Origin of the sequence: Tritonibacter sp. SIMBA_163, assembly GCF_046535935.1 — a bacterium.
GTDB classification, from domain to species: domain Bacteria; phylum Pseudomonadota; class Alphaproteobacteria; order Rhodobacterales; family Rhodobacteraceae; genus Epibacterium; species Epibacterium scottomollicae.
Window position 1 is genome coordinate 1 of sequence record NZ_JAWJBP010000804.1, and the last position, 256, is coordinate 256.

The 256-nt window shown below is 65.6% G+C and carries 1 pseudogene; it reads right to left on the reverse strand.

The annotated features are described in order from the left end of the window. A pseudogene (locus tag R0J92_RS24555) lies at positions 1-256 on the reverse strand (nitroreductase family protein); the annotation flags it as partial.

The window sequence follows — 256 nt, forward strand, 5'->3', positions numbered from 1 at the left end:
GAAGGCGTTCTCCTGGATCGCGTCCGGCTTACCGGCGAACCAGCTGCGCGCGTCGGCCTGGGAGAACAGCTCGGGCAACTTCTCGTGGAATTCCAGGTCGTGGGCGATGATCGCGCAGACGGGCGCAGCCATCGTCTTATCGACGTTGCCGTCCATCAGCGCGGGGCGCAGCTTCTGCTTTGCGTCCGACGACTTGACGAAGACCACGCGCATCGGCTGGCAGTTGGCGCTGGTCGGCGCCCATTTGGCGAGGTCG